18 protein-coding genes are annotated in these 21,772 nt (G+C 42.2%); 3 read left to right on the top strand and 15 right to left on the bottom strand.

The features are described 5' to 3' along the window. Window positions 1–93: 93 nt before the first annotated feature. Window positions 94–1,449 (top strand): IS1182-like element ISBpu1 family transposase, encoded by a 1,356-nt coding sequence (locus NKR21_RS01695; RefSeq protein ID WP_012008915.1) that lies wholly within the window; start codon window positions 94–96, stop codon window positions 1,447–1,449. 105 nt (window positions 1,450–1,554) lie between these two features. On the opposite strand, the gene NKR21_RS01690 is transcribed toward NKR21_RS01695, so the two are convergent. From NKR21_RS01690 to NKR21_RS01670, 5 genes are all read right to left on the bottom strand, one after another. Next, on the bottom strand, window positions 1,555–2,184 hold the full coding sequence (locus NKR21_RS01690; RefSeq protein WP_012008854.1) for a LysE family translocator: 630 nt from the start codon (window positions 2,182–2,184) through the stop codon (window positions 1,555–1,557). A gap of 112 nt (window positions 2,185–2,296) precedes the next feature. Further along, on the bottom strand, window positions 2,297–3,484 hold the full coding sequence (locus tag NKR21_RS01685; protein WP_144457163.1) for an MFS transporter: 1,188 nt from the start codon (window positions 3,482–3,484) through the stop codon (window positions 2,297–2,299). A gap of 54 nt (window positions 3,485–3,538) precedes the next feature. After that, window positions 3,539–4,585 (bottom strand): Gfo/Idh/MocA family protein, encoded by a 1,047-nt coding sequence (locus NKR21_RS01680; RefSeq protein WP_012008852.1) that lies wholly within the window; start codon window positions 4,583–4,585, stop codon window positions 3,539–3,541. Continuing rightward, window positions 4,582–5,448: an HAD-IIB family hydrolase gene (locus NKR21_RS01675; protein ID WP_144457165.1), complete on the bottom strand. Its 867-nt coding sequence runs from the start codon at window positions 5,446–5,448 to the stop codon at window positions 4,582–4,584. The genes NKR21_RS01680 and NKR21_RS01675 overlap by 4 nt, the downstream gene beginning before the upstream one ends. Further along, a complete protein-coding gene (locus NKR21_RS01670; RefSeq protein WP_144457168.1) occupies window positions 5,423–6,748 on the bottom strand; it encodes a DegT/DnrJ/EryC1/StrS family aminotransferase in 1,326 nt (441 codons plus the stop codon). The genes NKR21_RS01675 and NKR21_RS01670 overlap by 26 nt, the downstream gene beginning before the upstream one ends. A gap of 109 nt (window positions 6,749–6,857) precedes the next feature. On the opposite strand from NKR21_RS01670, the gene NKR21_RS01665 reads away from it, so the two are divergent. After that, on the top strand, window positions 6,858–7,847 hold the full coding sequence (locus NKR21_RS01665; RefSeq protein WP_119124378.1) for a LacI family DNA-binding transcriptional regulator: 990 nt from the start codon (window positions 6,858–6,860) through the stop codon (window positions 7,845–7,847). Between the two features lie 246 nt (window positions 7,848–8,093). Here NKR21_RS01665 and NKR21_RS01660 read toward each other — a convergent pair whose 3' ends face one another. The 3 genes from NKR21_RS01660 to NKR21_RS01650 all read right to left on the bottom strand — a co-directional run bounded on the left by NKR21_RS01660 (window position 8,094) and on the right by NKR21_RS01650 (window position 12,350). Further along, window positions 8,094–9,716 carry an L-lactate permease gene (locus NKR21_RS01660; protein ID WP_144457170.1) on the bottom strand — a complete coding sequence of 541 codons (1,623 nt, stop codon included), beginning with the start codon at window positions 9,714–9,716 and terminating at the stop codon, window positions 8,094–8,096. Window positions 9,717–9,755: 39 nt separating this feature from the next. Continuing rightward, a complete protein-coding gene (locus tag NKR21_RS01655) occupies window positions 9,756–10,703 on the bottom strand; it encodes an L-lactate dehydrogenase (RefSeq protein ID WP_012008847.1) in 948 nt (315 codons plus the stop codon). 216 nt (window positions 10,704–10,919) lie between these two features. Next, a complete protein-coding gene (locus tag NKR21_RS01650) occupies window positions 10,920–12,350 on the bottom strand; it encodes a YfcC family protein (RefSeq protein ID WP_012008846.1) in 1,431 nt (476 codons plus the stop codon). A gap of 153 nt (window positions 12,351–12,503) precedes the next feature. On the opposite strand from NKR21_RS01650, the gene NKR21_RS01645 reads away from it, so the two are divergent. Then, on the top strand, window positions 12,504–13,631 hold the full coding sequence (locus NKR21_RS01645; RefSeq protein WP_144457172.1) for a M20 peptidase aminoacylase family protein: 1,128 nt from the start codon (window positions 12,504–12,506) through the stop codon (window positions 13,629–13,631). Window positions 13,632–13,875: 244 nt separating this feature from the next. Here the strand turns inward: NKR21_RS01645 and NKR21_RS01640 are convergent, their stop codons facing one another. From NKR21_RS01640 to NKR21_RS01610, 7 genes are all read right to left on the bottom strand, one after another. After that, complete coding sequence (locus NKR21_RS01640; protein WP_144457174.1) at window positions 13,876–14,598, bottom strand: SDR family NAD(P)-dependent oxidoreductase; 723 nt, start codon at window positions 14,596–14,598, stop codon at window positions 13,876–13,878. A gap of 124 nt (window positions 14,599–14,722) precedes the next feature. Beyond that, complete coding sequence (locus NKR21_RS01635; RefSeq protein ID WP_144457176.1) at window positions 14,723–15,547, bottom strand: alpha/beta fold hydrolase; 825 nt, start codon at window positions 15,545–15,547, stop codon at window positions 14,723–14,725. Between the two features lie 39 nt (window positions 15,548–15,586). Then, window positions 15,587–16,468, bottom strand: coding sequence for a glycine betaine ABC transporter substrate-binding protein (locus tag NKR21_RS01630; protein ID WP_144457178.1), 882 nt, complete (start codon window positions 16,466–16,468; stop codon window positions 15,587–15,589). Further along, a complete protein-coding gene (gene opuAB / locus NKR21_RS01625; protein ID WP_119125669.1) occupies window positions 16,468–17,313 on the bottom strand; it encodes a glycine/proline betaine ABC transporter permease subunit OpuAB in 846 nt (281 codons plus the stop codon). The genes NKR21_RS01630 and opuAB overlap by 1 nt, the downstream gene beginning before the upstream one ends. A 10-nt stretch (window positions 17,314–17,323) precedes the next feature. Continuing rightward, the gene (gene opuAA / locus NKR21_RS01620) at window positions 17,324–18,592 is read right to left on the bottom strand and encodes a glycine/proline betaine ABC transporter ATP-binding protein OpuAA (RefSeq protein WP_144457180.1); all 1,269 of its coding nucleotides are present in this window, start codon (window positions 18,590–18,592) and stop codon (window positions 17,324–17,326) included. Between the two features lie 401 nt (window positions 18,593–18,993). Next, on the bottom strand, window positions 18,994–20,088 hold the full coding sequence (locus tag NKR21_RS01615) for a toxic anion resistance protein (protein ID WP_003217200.1): 1,095 nt from the start codon (window positions 20,086–20,088) through the stop codon (window positions 18,994–18,996). Window positions 20,089–20,102: 14 nt separating this feature from the next. Beyond that, the gene (locus tag NKR21_RS01610) at window positions 20,103–21,719 is read right to left on the bottom strand and encodes a YceG family protein (RefSeq protein WP_144457182.1); all 1,617 of its coding nucleotides are present in this window, start codon (window positions 21,717–21,719) and stop codon (window positions 20,103–20,105) included. Window positions 21,720–21,772 lie beyond the last annotated feature (53 nt).

Raw genomic sequence — 21,772 nt, 5'->3', positions numbered from 1 at the left:
AGACTGACATGTCAGTCTGCTTCAGCTTGTAGACAAAGTCTACAAGCTTTTTTGTATAATAAGGGTAATAACAATAATCTGTGGGGGATAAACATGTTATCGAAACGTGAAGAAGAAAGAAGAAATCAATTAGAAGTAGTGGCTTTAGATGAATTAGTGCCTGAAGATCATCTTGTGCGGAAAATTGAACAAGCAATCGATTTCGATTTCATTTATGATCTTGTCAAAGATCATTATAGTTCTGATAATGGTAGACCAAGTGTTGATCCTGTTGTTCTCATTAAGATGGTCTTAATCCAATATCTATTTGGCATTCGCTCCATGCGTCAAACCATTAAAGAAATTGAAACCAATGTGGCTTATCGTTGGTTTATTGGGTATGGATTTTCGGAGAAAATTCCGCACTTTTCTACCTTCGGTAAAAACTACGTGAGACGCTTCCACGATACAGATTTATTCGAACAAATTTTTTATCGAATCTTAAGAGAAGCGATGAAAAAAGGGCTCGTTGACCCGTCTATCGCCTTCATTGATTCGACTCATGTCAAAGCGAACGCCAATAAGAAAAAACTTGAAAAGAAAATCGTTCGAGTTGAGACAAGAAGTTATCAAAATCAGCTTCATGAAGAGATCAATATTGATCGTGAAGAACATGGAAAAAAGCCCTTACCCCTACAGAATAAAGAAGAAACAAAAGAAATCAAGGTCAGTACAACTGACCCAGAGAGTGGCTATTATGTAAAGGATGAACGTGAAAAGTCATTTGCTTATTCATTTCATACAGCGTGTGATTCAAAAGGATTTATTTTAGGCTCGCTGGTCACAGGCGGAAATGTTCATGATAGTCGTATGTTGGATTCACTCGTATCAAAAGTGACAGAGAAAGTCGGAAAACCAAATGTAGTCGCAGTAGATGCGGGATATAAAACACCTTACATCGCTAAGTTCTTAATGGATCAAGAGATAAGACCTGTCATGCCCTACACTCGTCCAAGAACAAAAGCTGGTTATTTGAAAAAGAATGAATACGTATATGATGCATATTTTGATTGTTACATTTGCCCCAACGGGCAAATTCTCTCTTATCGTACAACGACTAGAGAAGGCTATAAGCAATATGTATCCGATTCAGAAGTATGTGAGTCCTGCTCGTTTTTAGATAACTGTACCCAAAGTCAAAACCACACCAAACAAATTCATCGGCATATTTGGCAGGATTATCTAGATGAAGCAGACAATCTGAGACTCACTGAAATAAATAAGAGCATCTACGCAAAACGGAAAGAAACGATTGAACGCGTTTTTGCGGATGCAAAAGAAAAGCATGGTATGCGTTGGACGAAACTTCGTGGACTAAAAAAAGTTTCAATGCAAGCGATGCTTACTTTCGCTGCCATGAACCTTAAAAAACTAGCAAACTGGACATGGAAAGTACCATGTCCAGCGTAAAACACATGATGTTTTTCAAAAAAAATGTGAAAACCCCACTTTTACTTGAAGTAAAGGTAGGGTTTGTCTACGGTCTGAAGCAGACTGACATGTCAGTCTGCTTTTCTACCCAATCAATGCCATGATCCCTTGATACCCAAAATAAACGCCGAAACCAAGTAAAGATAAGCCTGCAAGCACGGATAAGCCATGTAAGACACGTTCACTTAAATAGCGCCTAAACGAACTCGCCAGTAGCGCCATGCTGAAATCCCAGATCAACATGCCGATAAAAATAGCCATGCTGTACATCAGCATTTGAGATGCCCCATACTTTTCGATCGTATTGGCTAAAATACTGCCGTAGATGCCCAGCCAAAATAAAATACTGAGCGGATTGGAAAGAGAAATGAAAAACCCCGTCATGAACGACTGACCAATCGACGTGTTTCCACCATCCTTTTTTGGGCTCTCCTGCAAATTGATTTTACGCAGACTTTCAATCCCCGTATAAGTTAGAACGAAAAAGCCGAACAGCCACAAAAAGGTTTTCACAAGAGGTGCAGTCAAAAGCTGGGCGACACCAAAATAGATGAGGAGCATATAGACAATATCCGCAGCCATTGCCCCCACACCAAAAATCCACGCATGCCAAAAGCCACTTTTAATCCCTCTATCGATTTGGGCTGCATTGACTGGCCCAACAGGCGCTGAAAGTGACAACCCTAAAAAGATATAACCAAAAAACACCGCCACATAGACGTCCTCCTTTTGATGCTGACTTGTACATATTATTCAAACGCTTAGTGGTTTAGTACAAGTCCTTGTCATCTTTTCAGGCGGACTTAGGGGAAAGAGTGGATATCGCTTACTGATCTGCTTTCAGTGCCGACTGCTTGGGGAGAACGGTTTCTTTTTTCTTCACACGATTCATTTGAATCGCAGCTGCAAATAAAAGAACAGCTAAGAAGGCGAAAACAAAGATGGCACTTGCTGCTCCTGCCCATTCAAGACTAAAGCCGATCAAGAAGGACAAGCAGGCTCCGCCTAAACTTGCGGCTGCAATAAAGTAACTCGTGGCCTCGTCGATGGCATTTTCAATCATTAATGCAGATGCAGTCAGTGCGATTGGGAACATACCAGCTGCACACAGGCCGATGAAAAAGATGAGAAGCAGCTGAGCGGTGATGTGTGTTGTCAGCGCAAAGATCACGAGCAGCAGAATCATGAGTGCTGCACTTAGCTTTAAAAAACGCAGCGGGTGCAAATGATCTGCTTTTCTCGCAATCACTGTTCTGCCGATGACAATGGCTGTCCAGAAAGTGGAGACTGCAAAGAGTCCCCAATTGTCTCCTCCCTTCTCCAGCATAATCGACGGCAAAAAGTTCGCAAAGTTCGTTTCAATCCCTGCGTAGAAAAAGGCAAAGCAAATCATGATCACCACAATGATTCGATTGTTTCGATCAACAAGTAAGGACGGTTTTTTCACCCCATTGGAAGGAGAAATCATCTGTCCACGAGGCAATTTGTTCATAAAAGCAATCCAAAGCATAAGGAAGAAAGTTAGTGCACCGACTTGAAATAAAAACACATAGTGCCACGTCTGTTCGTTGACAGTCAGTAAAATCACAAGTGGAGATAATAGCGCTCCTAACCCAAAGAAGACCTCCATGATGCTGATTCGCTTCGCACTGTTTGCCATCGAAATCACATACGCTCCTGCTGTTGTCTCAAGACTGCCTGCTCCACTGCCAAGAAAAAAACCTGCCAGCACAAGAGTTGACCAGCCCGGCACCAAAAGCCCAAGCAGAAGTGATCCAATCATCAGCAAAAGCCCCATAGTCAGAACAGCGCCATAGCCTTTTTTCCTCACAAGGATGGGGGATAACAGAACTCCTGTCAAAAAACCAATAAACTGAAAAAAGATTAAAGAAGATAATTCCCCGGGACCCTTATCGTAACTAGCCAGTAAATAAGGAGTTAAGCTGCCAAAAAACACATGAATGGTCCCAATAAAAAAATAAAAGACACAGCCAAAATAAAATACTTTTTTCATCTTTTCACTTCCTCTAAAAAGGAGCGGAGTTTTGATATCCTCCGCTCCACCTCTTTAATATGCCCGAGCAGACTCGACCGCCTCTTCCCTCTCGAAGCATGTATTAAGCGCAGCCTGTGCGCGATACCCGTCTACAAAATCAGCGACTTTCATATGAGATGGATATGGATCTGTATTCACCCAGTGCATCAACTGGTCACGGAACGTATCAGACCATCCATAAAATTCATTTGGCGGATCTGTCAGCAAGGTTTGCGGCATTTGATGGCGCTCCACACACAAGCCATCGCTGATCTCATATTCGTTTTTCATGTTCGTATGGTATTTGAATACCTTGTCATGACCAACGACTTCTACACTGAATCCGCATTCCTCAGGCTGCGTGCTTTTGGATGTGACCAAGTGAAAGAACACTTGATTCTCCATCTGACCGAAAATTTCGGTGTGATCATCCACCTGTACCTTTTTCTCTTCTTTTTCCTTTACATGCGTGAGCATCTTGGTATTAAGTGATTCTTTCTTCATCTCACTGCCAAATAAGTACCACAACATATCAATTAAATGAATGCCAAGATCCCCTAATGCACCGCTCGTACGCAGACTCTCACTGCTGTCTCTCCATGAAAATGTCTTTCTTCTGAGGGCACTGTTTTTCTTAAAATGCGTCCTGACCGTTAAAATCCTGCCTAATTCACCATTCGCAATCAAGTTCTTCAAAATATTCACAAAGGATAAGTAACGATAGTTAAAGCCCATACTGGCTTGAACCTGGAACTGTTTGGCTGTCTCCACCATTTCCTTCGCTTCCTTAAGCGACACAGCCATCGGCTTTTCACATAAAATGGGCTGTCCTGCTCTTAGTGCCTGAAGGGCATGGTCTTTGTGACAAAAATTCGGGGATGCAATGATCAACCCATCGGATGCATCTGCTAAAGTTTCGATACTTGAATACACACGTCCGCCGTACTGTTTTATGAATCCCTGTGCAACTGACTCGTGTAAATCATAGACACCTGATAACTCTGCACCTTTGATCGTTGATAATGCTCTTGCATGTGCTTTTGCAATATTCCCTGCTCCAACAATTCCAATTTTCTTCATGAATGTGCCTCCTCATGTTTATACATCACTGTTTTCAGTGTTTCATAGATTCCTTTTGCATACCCATGATGACAAATTTGATGATGATGCCGCTTGGCTTCGGCCGTCGCATTTTGGACAAGGAAACCGTGCTTGACGGATTGAAGCATCCGCAAATCGTTTCCACTATCTCCAAAGGCAAAGCCCTGATCTTTCGATAAATCATATTGGTTCAGCATAAAGCGGACAATTTCATCCTTCCCTGTGCCGACTGGTAAAAAATCGACATCATAGCAATCCGCAGGGTCTCCTGCAAGCGGATTGCATTTGTTGATGTTGACCGCCACCCCGCGCTCTTTGGCTAATGTTTGGATGAATGATAGATGATGAAGATCTGTCCGTTCATCCTGCTCCTGATAATAGAAATTCTTCTTATACCCTGAGCTGCCCAGCTGCGTTTGCGGCCTGAGATGAATTCCCTTTTCACGTATGGTTTCGAGGATGTCTTCAATTTTTTCATCTGAGAATCCTTGCGCATCCAGACGCTTCATCCACTCCGCATCTGGCTGTCCAAAATGAGCATCTGATGTATACACAATCTCAGTCCCTAAGTTCGATGCAATGAAATGCGGGAATTGATGAAAACCGCCTTTTTCCATTTTGCTCGTCACAGAATCAAGGCTGCTTCCCGTCACCCAGCCAAGCATGAGCTGTCCTGCTTCGCTCTTTTCTGCCACAAAAGCCTCCAGCCGCTTGACATCCTCTCGCTGCTCCTCTGTCATTTCGTGAGAATAATAGGTTTCATCAAAATCACAGAAGACGATCCACTTCGGATTTTTAGGCTGATTTAGCAGTTTTTTATTGAATGGAAGACTTGATAACATGATGAACCCCCTCGATGACCTTCTCCTGATCTTGCAGTGGCATGCCTGGATACAGCGGCAGGTGAAGTAATTGCTGTGCTGCTTTTTCCGTGTGCGGCAGTGTCGTCCGTTTATACTTTTGAGAAACGAGATTTGTTTGATGCTGATGCGATAGGATTGGGTAATAAACATCTGTCTCTATGCCCATTTCCAGCAATTTCGCGGCAAGCTCATCTCGTTCTCCCTTCAGCACCCTGATCGGGAACAAATGCCATACATGATCATCTGTCAGCTTCGGAAGCTTCAAGTATCCTTCATCCTCTAGCGTTTGCAGCTGGTCAATGTAGCGCTTTGCTAAGTAGAAACGTTTAAAGTTTTGTAATCCTAAATACTTCATGCGTTCGAGTCCAATCGCCGCCTGCAAATTATCAATTTTCGAATTAAAGCCATAGTCACTGCGTTTGACATTTTTCTTTCCTACTTCAAAGCCGTGATAGCTGATTTCCATACATTTTTCTGCTAAGGCTTCATCATTTGTCGCGATGGCTCCCGCCTTGCCGCAAACACCAAGGTTTTTGTATGGATTAAAGCTAAGAACAAGCCCATCTCCATATGCGCCAAGGCCGGTGCTGCCGATCGCCTGACAGCCATCTTCAATGATTTTCAGCCCATGCTTTTTCGCAATCGCCGAGATCGCCTTCATATCCGCTTGTTTTCCATATAAATGAACCGGAAGAATGCATGCCGTTTGATCTGTGATATGCTTCTCTATTTCACTCGGTGCCATGCAGTAAGTATCTGGATCAATATCGGCATAGACCGGAACAGCCCCAATTGCAAGCACTGCATTTTCTGTTGCAGCAAAGCTATTCGCTGGCAAAATGACCTCATCTCCTGGATGGACGCCTGCTGATATGAGGCTGATCATTAGGGCATCAGTTCCACTTGACGTGGCAATAACATATTTCTTCCCTAAATACTCAGCGAGCTGCTTTTCAAACGCCGGAATATATGGTCCTGAAGTAAAACGGCCAGAGCTCAATACTTCTTTCAGCACCTGCATAATGTCATCGATCTCATCCTCTGAAATCAGTTTATCGACTGGTAGAAACGGTATCTTTTTTTCCTTATTTTGTTTATAATGGAAGAGAATTTTTTCCAAGCCAGTGCGTCCTATATCTTGCTCAAGGAACGTCACCAGCTTTTCATTTGCTAGGTGCTTCTCAACTGAATCAGACTTTACTTGAACACCTTGATTGATCATATCCAGCAAAGGAAGATAATCCTTGCTTTTACCTGATATCTTCGTCAATATTTGCATTCCATTCCCTCCAATTAATCAATTCCATTAGTTAATATTTAACTTGTTTCACATTGTAAATGATGTTATCGATTTCAGAACAATAACTTTGTGTAAAGGATTTGTTAATATGTGTACAATTTATGAAATTGCCAAACGCTGCGGGGTTTCAACGACCACCGTTTCCAGAGTGCTGAATCATCATCCTTATGTATCAGAGGAAAAGCGCCAGCTCATATTACAGGTGATGAAGGAAATGGAATATACACCGAGTTCAGCAGCTCGCACTCTACGTTCACATCAGACAAAAACTATTGCTGTGTCTGTCCCAGCTGTGGACCATCCTTTTTTTGCACAATTAATTAAAGGCATTTCAAAAGAAGCATTGGACCAAGGCTATAAAGCCATCGTGCTTCAGACGTTTTATCAGGAATCTTTAGAGCTTGAAGGGCTTCAATTATTAAAAAGAAGAGAAGTAGATGGAGTCATTTTAGGGGCATTAGAAAATCCGTGGGAAAAGATTGAGCCATTTTTAACGAACGGCCCCATTGTCATGGCGAATGAATATCATCAAACAGCAGACATTCCGATTATTGGATACGATGAGCGTGAAGCTGCCTATAAAGCAGTTGACTACTTGATTCAGTCGGGGCGGAAATCGATCGGGTTTTGCTTTGATACAGAAAGCAGTGAAGCGCAGAAACAAAGGAAACAGGGCTATCTCGACGCTCTTTCCGCCCACGGCTTGCCGCTGCATGACGATTGGTTGTTCGGTGAGGCCTTCACCATTGAAGACGGCTTTCGATTAATGGATATCATCCACGACATGAAAAATGCACCTGATGCTATTTTCACCGGTAATGATCAAGTCGCTGCTGGGCTCATTAAACAAGCCATTTCATATGGTTATCACATTCCTAAGGATCTAGCGGTGATCGGCTATGACAATCAAGACATTTGCGAGGTGACAGCTCCAACGATCACCACAATTGACATCCCGATCGTAGAGCTAGGCCAGCGATCTGTGCAGCAAATGATCGAGCTCCTGCAAGACCAAAAACCATTACAGCGTGAACATATCCAGCTACCTACCCGGCTCGTGACAAGGGAATCGACATAAAGAAAAAGACTGAGGAAATCTCAGTCTTTTCAGATTGTTGACAAAGGGCTAAAATGGAGTTCATTTTAGCTCTTTGTCTTCTTTTCAGCGTGATAGAAAACCTTTGAATTCTAGGAAGGACGAGTACTGGCGCGGAGCGAATTTGACATTCGTGAGCACCAGCACGCAGGACTGACAACGAATGCGAGGGTTTGTCTACACGCTAAAAAGACTGAGAGCTGTCCCAGTCTTTTTTAGTCTATCAACCTATACAAATTGAGCAAGAATGAATGTCCATACACACACTATGCCGAGCAGGATAAAGCTGTACTTCACAGTCTTTTGGAAGAGTTCAGATTCTTTACCTGTTTCTCCAACTGCTGCTGTAGCAATGGCGATAGATTGTGGAGAAATTAATTTCGCCATGACCCCGCCCGTTGTATTTGCTCCGATTAACAAACCAGCCTGTGAGCCGATTTGAGAAGCAGTAACTGCTTGAAGGTTGCCGAATAATGCGTTGTTACTCACGACAGATCCTGTAATAAACACCCCGATCCAGCCAAGCACTGGGCTGACAAGCGGGAACAAATCGCCTGTTTTGGCAAGTGCAAGCCCAATGGCTGAACTTAGACCAGCGAAGTTCGCCAAGTTGGCAAAGCCCATGACAAAACAAATGGTGAGAACTGGTACCCAAAGCTCTTTCACTGATGCTTTTAAGCAGGCAGCGCCTTCTTTTAATGTAATATGTCTGCTAAACAAACCTGTCAGCATCACTGCAATCAGAATGGCCGTACCCGTTGCACTGATCACATCAATTTTAAAGATCGCATCAATAGGTGTTGCTGTTTGCGCAATTGGTGGTAATTTCACAATTTGCTGATGTAAAAATGGCATTTTCACTAAAATGGTTGTCCAGTTGAGCGGGCCTCCTACAGCAAACAATGCTTTAAATGCTGGCAGACTCCATACCGTAATCACAGCAGTTAAAATATAGAACGGAGACCATGCTTTCAGCACTTCAACGCCGCGATACGTTTGTTTCTGTTCAATAGCTGGTGCTCCTTCTTCACGATAAATGTGTTTCGGCTGCCATTTTCGAAGGAATAAAGCCAAAATCCCCATACTTGCTAAAGCTGAAATAATATTGGCAAGCTCAGGACCCATTGTCACCATTGTGACAGCTTGTAAAATGGCATAGCTTCCACTCACAACAAGCAAGGCAGGGAGCGTTTCTTTAATCCCTTTGAATCCGTCCACAATGAGAATAAGGAGGAACGGAATACAGAATGAAATAAACGGAATCGTAAACACAAGGGTTTGAGACAACGCAAGCGGCGTCATATTGCCCATTTGCGCTCCTGTAATGACTGGGATACCCACAGCACCAAATGCGCCAGACGCAGCATTGGCGATTAAGCAAAGCATCGCAGCTTTCAGCGGTTTAAACCCAAGCTCTGTTAAAAGAGCGGCACTAATCGCAATCGGTACACCGAACCCAGCGGCTCCCTCTAAAAATGCGTTAAAACTAAAACCAATTAATAAGAGCTGAAGACGTTGATCTTGAGAGATTCCTGCAATACTAGAACGAATAACATCGAATTTACCAGATTTTACAGCTATTTTATAGAGCCACACCGCCATGATGACGATATATCCAATCGGCCACAGCCCATTAGATATACCGAGCAGCACAGCAGATAACGCTTTTTCAATTGGCATATGAAAGAAGAAAACCGCTGTGACAAAACTGACAATTAAGGTAAAACAAGCGGCTAAAACACCTTTTAACTTAAAAACGGTTAATGCAAGTAGGAAAAACAAAATTGGAAGCATGGCTACCAATGCACTCACGAAATCATTACCAAACGGATTATATATTTGCTGCCACATAGTGATTCATCCTTTTCTGCTCAGATAGGTTGCTTTTGATTAAAAATGAGGAGCCAAAATCTCTTTTAACACATTCACACTGTGCGCGAATTGTTCTTTTTCTGTATCATTCAGTGCAAGCTCTATCACTTCTGTTGCGCCATTTCGATTCACAAGGGCAGGTACACCAATGTAGACATCATCTGCTCCGTACTCTCCATCTAAGTAAGTGCTGACAGTCAAAATACTGTTTTCATTGTGCAGAATCGCTCTTGTTATGCGGGCCAAACTCATCGCTACACCGTAGTAAGTAGCGCCTTTTTTCTCAATAATTTGATAAGCGGCATGACGAACATTTTCCATCATCTCATCTAAATCTTCTTGTTTGTATTGATCATTTTTCTTCATTAATTCTGTAATCGGTACACTTCCGATATTCGCATGACTCCAAACAGCAAGCTCTGTATCGCCATGCTCTCCAATGATATACGCATGCACATTGTGTGCCGCTGCGTCAAAGTACTCGCTGAGCATGTATCTAAATCTTGCGGTATCAAGTGTAGTTCCACTGCCGATCACTCGTTCTTTTGGAAGTCCACTGAATTTCCAAGTCGCATATGTTAAAATATCAACAGGGTTTGTGGCGACTAAGAAAATACCATCGAATCCACTTTTCATCACATTATCTACAATGCCTTTAAATATATTTAAGTTTTTCTCCACAAGGTCAAGTCTCGTTTCACCTGGCTTTTGGTTTGCTCCAGCACAGATACATACAATGTCTGCATCCTTACAATCCTCATAATCTCCATACCATGTGTTCACCGGATGCGGAGCAAATGCTTTCCCGTGATTTAAATCCATCACGTCACCCATTGCTTTATCTTGATTCAAATCGATGACAACCAATTCATCTGTGATCACTTGATTTATTAATGTAAAGGCATAACTGCTACCTACAAAACCTGCTCCAATAAGTGCTACTTTGTTTACTTTTTCGTTTGTCATTTATCTCATCCTCCTGAGTAAAACTAGGTTGTTTTTTGTATGTGAAGTATTTCACATTCTTATTGTGCAACACTTCACAAACTTTTGCAAGGGGGTTGCTCAAAAAAAATATGTAGCGAATTTGTGAACACACTTATTATATTTTCAAAGCGCTGTCCCCATGCATATTTCCACAAGAAAAAAGCTGCCAAACCATAGTCAGCAGCTTTATATATATTAATAAGGTCCCCAGTTGATCATCACGCCGATACAAATAAAGACAAGGCCAATGACAAACCAAATGAGTGCAAGCGGCACCATAAAACGCAGCCACTTCACATAAGGAATACCACTTGCAGCAAGCACAGCCATCAACACACCTGACGTCGGATTGATACAGTTAACCACCCCTTCGCCAAGCATGACCGCTTCTACAGCGACCTGTCTTGTGATGCCCATTAAATCAGCCAGTGGCGCAAGAATTGGAATAAAGACAACCGCTTCTCCTGATCCTGATGAAATCAAAAAGTGAAGAAGTGCACTCGCAATGTACATCCCAATCGCACCAGCAATTGGACTAAATCCTGTCAGCATACTTGCCAAGCCATTGACCACGGTATCAAGCAGCTTACCGTTTTCCAAAATGACAGAAATGCAGCGTGCCATTCCAACAATGAGTGCGCCGTAAACAAGGCTTTGACAGCCGACGATAAACGTTTTCGCAATATCATTGGCTGCTAATCCACCAAGCAATCCAGCCGCAATCGCCATGAAAATGAAGACTCCTGCCATTTCCTTATCAGTCCAGCCAAGCTGAAGCGCGCCATATAAGAAGCCCCCAAGAGACAATCCACACACTGCTAAAATCAATTTATGTCTGCCCGTAAATGCAGGCTTGTCCACAGATTCTGCATCAGATCCGCCAAGCCCCTTCGCAGGAAACCATTGATCACCCAGAAGGCTTCCCTTCTCTTTATTCTTGAGGCGTCTTGTATATAAATAGATGTACACAATACTAGATATAAGAAAGCAAAGATATATAATGACACGCAGGCCAATGCCAGAAAAAATCGGTAGCTCTGCAATCGTCTGAGATAACCCGAGTGGGGATGGAGACAAAATGGTTGCGTTAAACCCGGCATAACAGCCGATGTAAATGACCGCCGCTCCTGCTACAGCATCCCATTTCAAGGATCTTGCCACAATGATCCCGATTGGAATAAATCCGATAACAGAGTTCACGACAATCCCGGTCGTTCCCAGTACTGAAAATAATCCTCCAACAATACAAATAAACAATAATTGCTTTGTTTGAAATCTGCTGATGACATGATGAATCATTCCGTTAATGGCACCTGTTTTCTCCAAAATGGCAATGGTTCCGCCAGTAAATAAAATGAGAAAAATAATAGAAGAAGACCCTACCATCCCTTCCTGAATAGCTGTAAAAAAGCCCACTGGACTTACGGGTGATTGATCAATGCGGTGATAGCTGCCAGGAACAGCTGTTGTAATCTCCCCTGATGTTTTTCGGTCAAATTCACCTGCTGGCACAAAATACGTGGCAATGGTACAAATGAGCGCAATGATAAATAAGAGAACATACGCATCCGGCATTTGAAGTTTTCTTTTTTGTTTCTCTGGTGGTGATACTGCTGCTGTTTTCATGTGTCAAAACCCCTTTGTCCCGATCGGAATTTCACTTAATTTTCAGAATAATCAAATGATGTGTTATATTATAAACACTGATGATATTTAAGATCAATATTATTTCACTAAAAGAATATTTTGACAGATTTTCTGTCAGCAAGGAGGCTATTCATGACAACTTTGACAAACGACATGCAGCAAACGGTGAAAGACATCTTTGAACACCTGCACGCTCACCCTGAAATCAGCTGGGAAGAAACGAATACGACGGCTTATCTTGAGGACTTATTGAAGAAAATAGGCTGTCAAACTCGAACATTTGACGACTGTACAGGAGTGATCGGTGAAATTGGAGAAGGTTCACCAGTGGTCGCGGTGAGAGCCGATATTGATGCACTTTGGCAGGAAGTAGATGGTGAGTTTCAAGCCAATCATTCATGTGGTCACGATGCACATATGACAATGGCTCTCGGCACCTTCATGGCATTAAAAGAAAAAGAGCTCCCAAACGGCACCATCCGGTTCATTTTTCAGCCTGCTGAGGAAAAAGGCGGCGGTGCGTTGAAAATGATTGAAGAAGGTGTGCTAGCAGACGTAGATTACTTATACGGAGTACATGTGCGCCCAATTCAAGAAACATTAAACGGACGCTGCGCACCTGCGATTTTGCATGGATCGAGTAATCATTACATCGGCACAATTATTGGTGAGGAAGCCCACGGTGCACGCCCGCATCTAGGGGTCAACGTCATTGAAGTGGCTTCTACCCTCGTGCAAAGACTCGCGCATATCCATGTCGACCCAAGAGTTGCACATTCTGTAAAAATGACCAACCTACATGCTGGCGGAGGCAGTTCAAACATCATCCCTGGCAAAGCTTCTTTTACATTAGATGTCAGAGCACAAACAAATGAAGTGATGGATGAACTAGAAAAAGAAATTGAAAGAGCCGTACATTCTGTAGCAGATGCCTTTGGCGCTTCCATTTCACTTTCAACAGATCATCGTCTACCTGCCGCAACTTTGAATGAGGAAGCCGTCCAGATGATGTCTCAAGCCATTGAAAAGGTTTTAGGCAAAGAGCAGCTCGATCCGCCGCTCGTAACGACAGGTGGAGAGGATTTTCACTTTTATGCTGCAAAGCTTCCGCATATCAAATCCACGATGCTTGGTTTAGGCTGTGATCTAAAGCCTGGTCTACATCATCCATATATGACATTCGACCGTTCTGCTATTTTTACTGGCATTGAGATTTTGACTGAAGCTGTTTATCAAACCCTTCAGCAGCATTCATCATAAAATAAAAAACCACCCGTTTTTAGGGGTGGTCTCAGATTGTGGACAAAGGGTTAAAACGATCTTGATTTTAGCCCTTTGTCTCCTTTTCAGCGTGATAGAAAACCTTTGAATTCTAGGAAGGACGAGTACTGGCGCGGAGCGAATTTGTCATTCGTGAGCACCAGCATGCAGGACTGACAACGAATGCGAGAGTTTGTCTACACGCTGAAACCACCCGTTTTTTTAGCGGGTGGTCTATTTGATATTATGCATTCAAATCTGACATGGCTGGGACGTTGATTTCTTTTACACAAGATACCCTTGATAAATGAATCACACATCTCGCAAGCTCCACAATATCCTGTACAGGAATTCTCGTTTCATCGTACAGAGCGATCGCTTTCTCGGCTCCATCTTCATATGGTACCTCCGCTGCCAATTCACCCGGATTGATACAGGTAACGGATATTTTATCTTTTCTCACATGCTCTCTTAGTGCATTCACAATTCCGCGCAGACCAAACTTAGATGCGACAAAAGAAACTTGTGGCAGGTTTGTATGATCAAGCCCCGCAGTTGAGCCAACCACGATGATTTTTCCATTCTTCGATTTTCTGACGTTCGGAAGCAGTGCTTGGATGTATGTAATCGTTGAGGTGACATTCACATTGATTAAATGAGCAATATCCTCTGGCTGATCATGATCAAATGAATAATCATCTTCAAAGCCTCGTTTTTCCCATAAGCCGACGTTGTAGATGAGGACATCAATGGTTTTGTTCCCCAATGCTTCGATCATCTGTGGAATATGAGATTGGCTTGATAAATCAACTTTCAGCCAAATTCTATGTACACCGTCATCTAATTTCAAACTGCTCGGTTCACTTCGTGACACAATCCACACTGTATCTCCGCTTGAAGGAAGACCCTTCACAAAAGCATCCCCTAATCCTTGACTTGCACCGAATATGATATAGTTTTTACTCATAGCTCCTCCTTCTATATCTCATGAGCTATCAGTCAGACAGCAGCTCATCTGTAAGCGTTTTATACCTCTATCATATAGATTCTAAGATCTGGCTGCCTCTTTTATGCCTGTCTTTATTTTTCGCTTATTTGATTTCCTTTAACTCCACTGGTAACGCACGTTCTTCTATAAAGCATTGAACCATATCCATAAACAGTTCTTTCTTTTCAAACGTAAATGTATGCCCAATAGCGGGAACAATGACACCTGCTGCCTGCGGATGGGAATTCGTTATTTTCTTTGCTGACCGTTTCATAATGCCTTTCTCCTTTTCTCCCACTGTGACAAGAATTCGTGCCTTTGCTTGTTGAAACGTGTCTGGGAGCTTGTAATGGAGATTTTCTTGAAACATCGTCAGAAGGGTTTTCTTCTGCAAACTTTTTGAATCCGCCATATAGTGATTGAGTACATCCTTTGGGAGCCCCATCTTTTCAGCTTGGAGCTCGATAAACCAATCTTTCTTTAATAATGGATACGTAAGAGGTAAAAGAGGTCTCACCATCAAGTAAAGCCATGGCAGCGGCTTCACAAGAGCGCTGTTAATGACGGCTATGTCTACGATGTCAGGTTCTTTTGATAACACCTCAACGGCAATCTGTGCTCCTAGAGAGAAGCCAACGAGTATCACTTGACGGCCTTGCGCATGCTGCTTGATCAACGAGACGACTTCAAGAGCACTTTCTCGCATAGAAAATGACTGTTCATCTGCTCTTGTCCCGTGACCAATAAGATCAGGCGTATAGCATTCATACGCTTCCTTGAATGTTTGTATCTGTTCCTGCCACATCCAGCTGCTTACTCCTCCGCCATGCAGGAAAATCATAATCGGCTTAACCCTCATCGACAACTCGTTCACCTTCCTTATATATAAGAAAAAAGCAGCCGCTTTTTGAGCAGACTGCTTTTTCATATGCTCCCTTCTATTATAAGGGAACTTCATCATAATTGGCTATTTTTTCAAATCCTCAATCGAGTTGACGTTCTTCATATATGTCGGAACAACTAGACCCATGCGAAGACCTTTCATACTTGTGCCTAGATCATCATATTTCCCTTTAAACTTCGCTGCATACGTTTTATGCGTATTTGGCAGCCAAGCAGATAACGAGGCATCCGCACTTCCAGTTGCAATTGCTGTCCACATTGGACCTGCTTCCACCTGAGTCAAGGTCACTTTAAATCCGAGCTCACGCAGTACTTCTGCAGCAACATTGGTACTTGCAATCTCACTATCCCACGCAACGTAGGCAAGATTGACTTTTTCACCATTCGACTTTTTCACGCCTTTTGTCCATTTCGCTACTTGGTCTTTATGTTTTTTCACATATTTAACGGCGGCATCCTTTGGATTGATACCATCTTGGATATCGATCATGACTTCGCCCATGTCATCTTGAGACCATTTAAACTGACCAAGCATTTTGGCTGCATCCGGCTGATCCTTTGCAAACCCTTTACGTGAAATCGTATGAATCTCTTCCGCTTCACCGTAAGATTTCTTTGGATCATCTAAATATTTTAAATCATAACGAGAAAACATCCAGTGTGGATTCCAGCCAGTAATGATGATTGGCTTTTTACGGTCGTAAGATTTTTTGAGCGTTGCAGTCATGGCTGCACTTGATGCAGACACAACCGTCCAATCCTCTAAGCCGTAATCCTTTTTCGCTTGATCCGTGAGCGCCATAATCCCTGAACCCGGATCAATGCCGATAATGGTTTTATTCACCTGCTGTGCCGCACTCGCATTTGAGTCCGACTTTGCACCACAAGCTGCTAGTAAAAAGACAAGCAGGGCGGTCATCCCAATGTAGAGAGACTTTTTCCACATTAAGCATTCCCCCTGGTTTTTTTCGTTTTAATGTTTTGTGTAATACGGTCAAGTGTAATTGCCACAATAACAATGGCAATACCTGCTTCAAATCCAATTCCTGTTTTCAGCTGCGTTACCGCACTATATACTTCTGAACCAAGTCCTGGTGCACCTACCATTGCCGCAATGACGACCATTGATAGAGCAAGCATGATACTTTGGTTAATACCAGCTAGGATGGTTTTTGTTGCAAGTGGAAGCTGAACTTTGAACAAACGCTGGAATGTGGTTGAACCAAAGGCTTCTGTTGCTTCAATTAAATCAGAAGGTACTTGTTTAATACCGAGAATCGTCATACGAATCGTTGGTGGCATAGAGAAAATAACGGATGCCACAACGCCAGGCACAACCCCAATGTTAAAGAAGAAGATGGCTGGTAATAGATAAACGAATGCAGGCATTGTCTGCATTAAATCTAAAATAGGTGTTACAATTTTACGCACAGTTTCCTTCTGTGATGCCCAAATACCGATCGGAACTCCGATCACGATGGATATGACCACAGCAGTTAAAACGAGCGCAAGTGTTTGAAGCATTGGATGCCAGTAGCCTAAATAGTCGATCAGTAAAAATCCGATAAGTGTGAAAAGAGCAACTCCTCTTGTACTGATCCACCAAGCAATACCGGCAAAAATAAGGGTTAAAATAATGGATGGAATCACACCAAGTGCTGCCACAATTCCATTTACTGTGCCTGCTAATCCATTTGTAATGCCATCAAAGAAACCACCAAACGTTAATGTTAACCAGTCAACAAATCGATCGATATAATCCGCGAACGGAATTCTAGGTAAATCACTCATACTAAACATCTTATTCTACCTCCTGTGCAGAAGGCTCTTGTGTTTTAATTTCCTCAAGCTTGTTAGAAGACATGTTGATATACTCATCATTACCTGATAACGCACCAATTAATGCACCTCTGACCACAATGCCCTTCATTCTGTTTTTCTCATCGACAACGGCAATTGGAATGTTTGCCGCATCAGACACCGCATCAAAGATTTCTGTCAAATACGTAGATTCCAATACAGTTGTAAATTCTTTATCAAGAACAGTTTCTAGCGACGTATTCGTTTCTGCCGCCTTTTTCGCTGCTTGTGCAGAAATAACACCTAATAAATGCTTTTTCTTATCGACTGCATAGATTGACGAAATCCCAAGGTTTTTCATGAGCGTAAGTGCAACACGAGCCCCTTTGTCGATCTGAACTGTTTCTGCACGTTTCATAATATGACCAGCGGTTAATACTTTAGAAAGGTCAACATCTTCAACGAAACGTTCAACATATTCATTCGATGGGTTCATCAAAATTTCTTCTGGTGTTCCGATTTGAACGATATTTCCGTCCTTCATGAGCACAATGCGGTCGCCAATCCGAAGCGCCTCATCTAGATCATGGGTAATGAAAATGATCGTTTTCCCTACAGATGTATGAAGCTCAAGCAATTCATCCTGCATGTCTTTACGAATTAATGGATCGAGTGCGCTGAATGCTTCATCCATTAATAAAATGTCAGGGTCATTTGCTAATGCACGTGCCAATCCAACACGCTGCTGCATCCCACCACTTAATTGGTTTGGATATTGCTCTTCAAAGCCTTCTAGTCCAACAAGCTTTAAAGATTCAAGCGCTTTTGAGCGGCGCTCTTCTTTGTCTACACCTTGTAATTCAAGACCATACTCTGTGTTTTCAAGAATGGTGCGGTGCGGGAACAATGCGAAGTTTTGGAAGACCATGCTGATCTTTTTACGTCTGACTTCACGCAATTGATCCTTTGACATATTTGTTATCATATCCCCATCAATATATATTTCGCCGGAGGTTGGTTCGATTAACCTATTTAGCAGCCGCACAAGTGTGGACTTTCCGCTCCCTGATAGCCCCATGATGACAAATATCTCGCCGTCATACACATCAAAATTTGCTCGATTGACACCAACTGTTGCGCCGGTCTCTTTAAGGATCTCTCTTTTTGTTTTCCCTTTTTCAAGCATTTGAGATGCTTTTTTAGCATTTTTACCGAAAATTTTAGATACATTATTTATCTTGATTTTGATATTTCTCTCTTCAGAATTCATATTTTCCCTCCAAATTAGCATCTTAATAACCGTAACATAAGCGTTATGATGCGAACAATCTTTAGAATTCGCTTATTTCTGCACAATATGTATGAATTCCATATAAGAGGTCAGGTGATTAGAGTTTATACGCCGTATTACTCGTAAATCCTATAGAATGCTTCATAAACTACATATTTTACGGGGTATTTCCTCTCACCAGACAATATTTTACTGGAAATTCCTAATTGTGCTAAAAAATGACTCGAATCCTTACCATAGCAGACTTTTGCAAACATGGGTGAACCATTCCCCTGAACAGGATTTACCCGAAAATGGTCACGTAGAAACCTTTTTCGTTCAAATTTTAATTAAAATATTAAAAAACTGCCTGCAACCTTAGTTACAGACAGTTTATTTTTTTAGGACTCTAGTGCAGCTCGCTTAATATTATCTTGCAGCTCAAGCATACGTTTTGTTCCATCTTCGCGTAATCGTTTGTTTTCTTCTTCGATCTGTTTTGTCTCTTTCATCCCTTGTACAATCGTATTAAAGGAAGATTCAATTGTTTCAATGTCGATACTTGGACGTCCAGACAATTTGGCAATCTCCACGCTTTGGCTTGAAATGTTTTCAGCATTTCGTTTCAGCATTTCATTTGTTCTTCTATCCAGCTCACTCATTGAATCAGCCACAAGCTTTTGTCTTTTCGCTGTCACAGCTTGAATGATGCCATTTTTAAAGATAGGTATCGTGATGATGAACGCTGAGTTGATTTTACCGATGAGTTTCGTATTCCCACGCTGCAATAAACGAATTTGCGGTGCCGTTTGAAGAGCTACCATCCGTGCCATATCAAGGTCATATACACGCTCTTCCAATGCTTGAATACCGTTACGAAGTGTATCAAGCTCCATTTGTGCTAGTTGGTTTCCACTAGCCGCTTTTTCTTCATAAGAAGGAACCAATTGCTTTAATTCCTCGATTTTCATTTGACCGGCAACGACATACTTTTCAAGCTCCATATAGTATTGAATGTTATGTTCATACATTTCTTCAAGCGTCACAGTCGATTTGGTCATTTCGTCTTTATATTTACTGATTTCCACATTAATTTTTTCAATTTCTGCACCGAGCGTTTGATATTTACTGAAAATCTTTTCAATCATGCTGCCGCCGCGCTTAAAGATTTTTGACAGTAAACCACCCTTTGGCTCGTCAAAATCATTTTTATCAAAACGATCCATAATTTTTCCAAGCTGTGTCAGCATCGTCCCTGAATCAGTCACGCTTGTTGAACGCATCATTGAAAGAATACGATCTGAGAACTTAGAAATTTCGACAGCCGGCTGTTTTCCGTATTCAAGTAGCTCCAGCTGATTTTTCGCATCGATCTGTCTAGCAATATTTTGCACTTCTGGTTCATTTCGAAGCTGAACGCGAATATCGTCTGCCTTCTCAATGGAGATTTCCTCTTTATCAATTGAAATGATGTCATTTCCGTTTGTATTTGTCATAAGTTTTGATCTCCTTATCGGTTTTTAATGGATTGAAATAATTTTCTAACGATGGACGGCTCTTTAAACTCCTGGTTCATGACCATCTCATCAAGCCAATGGGTATCAAATAATTGGTCATCTATATACCGCTCGATACACTGGTATCCCGCCGGATGATACACGAAGAGATCCACACCCATTTCATTTAGAAAAATGAGGGCAGCCGCATCAGAACGAGTCAGCTCACCATTATATTCCGTATGATATAAAATCACTTTCGGTACGGTTTGCGCATAATCAAAAGTTTGAATGAGTTCAATAAGCTCCTGACCAATATGCAGTACCTGTTTGAATAAATAAATACGGACATCTAATTCAGTCTCATTGCCTTCTTTTAATAGCTTCGGATGCTGACAGATTCGAGATATTGCCTCTGCTATCGCACGCTGCGTCCCCTCATATAGATGAGAAAATTGCCACACATTGCTTTTCATTAATAATTCAGGATCAATCTCTCCAGCAGATGAAAGGGCGTGCTGATAATGAAATTGATAATTCGATGTCACTTCTTTCGTAAAAGGGAAATGGCGAATGGTCTTCGTCTCTTTCCATTCCATTAACGTGTGGATACGATCCCAGTATTCACGTTTGTCTCGTGTGACTCCCATCATTTTCGCAAAGAGATTTGGAATCTGTATCGTGTCGCGGTCTGCTTGAAAATTAGGGCGAATAAAGGATCGTTCCTTTGCAATCAAAAACAACTCATCATACGTTGTCTTCAGCGTAATAGAATGAGGGGTATGATCTCTGAATTGCCACGGCTTATACAGCATTGAATCTTCCGTATGGAGCACCTCTTCAAGCTCTCTTGTCGAGCGGTACGCCACCGTTGATTTCCTCTCCGGCTTTTCAGTAGGGAACGGTTCCAGCTTCGTAGTCCCCGGATACTGATCAATAAAAGTCAGCTTTTCTTCTGGATCTAGTTCGCGGAACGAATCCTCGCCCTCTGGATGAAATAGTACAACATCACAGCCAATCAGCATGACATAGTAAAGAAAATAAAGCTGACTTTTATTCGCCTCTCCATACCAAATGACAGCCGGCATTTTTTCTTCTATATTGACTTCCTTCAGCCATGGACCTAGATGATTATTTGAGAACTTTACAACATCCAGCAAAACACGGCGGAAATCGGGATGCTGAAATCCGCCTTCATGCAGCTGCTTGAAATGCTCAAACACCTTGATCAATGAAAGACGGATATGCCGGTTCATCACTGGGTTTGGATGGCGTACAATCAGCTGTTCACCATCTAAGAAAGCCACAAAGCGATTCACGGACAGTCCCTTTTCTTCTTGGTTAATCAAATGAATGCGTTGAAGCGCTTGAAAATGCTCCGGCTCAATATGACGATTGAGCGTTTCACTTAAAATATGAATGCCATCTGTTTCATATAATTCATGTAAATAAATAAAATAATCGGTTGCATCATGCGGAGTTCCAAGGACCCGGGCGGCGAGACGCGGCAAGGACAATGTATGCTCATCCTTTACATAACCATCTCTTTCAGGGAGCGGCTTTTTCAGCACGTTTTTCCAGGCTTCCTGCTCCGCCCGTGTTTGGTTAACAATGATTTCTCTATAACTCACGCCGCTCCTTCCTTTCTCCTATATTTTCTCGAAAGCTACTACTATCATATCAT

The organism is Bacillus sp. 1735sda2, assembly GCF_024159245.1.
GTDB classification, from domain to species: domain Bacteria; phylum Bacillota; class Bacilli; order Bacillales; family Bacillaceae; genus Bacillus; species Bacillus pumilus_O.
The sequence above is the reverse complement of the archived record's forward strand: the minus strand, read 5'-3'. Positions and strand labels throughout refer to the sequence as shown.